1 protein-coding gene is annotated in these 245 nt (G+C 60.0%); it reads right to left on the reverse strand.

Annotated elements, in window-relative coordinates:
• On the reverse strand, positions 1-245 hold a 245-nt coding region (locus HBA93_RS22755), incomplete at both ends, for a hypothetical protein (RefSeq protein WP_221724744.1).

A 245-nucleotide genomic window follows, 5' to 3' on the forward strand; every position in this document is an offset into this window, starting at 1 on the left:
CGCCCACTCCTGATAGCGGGTTTTCAACATCACATCGATTTCGTCGACCCCACCCGCCACCGCAAGATCAGGATCCCTCATCGCCGCAATGACGGCTGCTATATTGCTTTCCCCGATCCCACTGGCAGGCCAGTGCTGTCCGTCTCGCAAACGACGCAGCATCTCACGCGCGTCCAGCAGTCTAGTCAGCACATTCATCGGCGTCAGGAACCTGCCGAAGACGAGCACTTTCTCGCCGGCCCGTG

This window comes from Ochrobactrum sp. SFR4 (assembly GCF_019730395.1).
Lineage (GTDB): Bacteria > Pseudomonadota > Alphaproteobacteria > Rhizobiales > Rhizobiaceae > Pseudochrobactrum.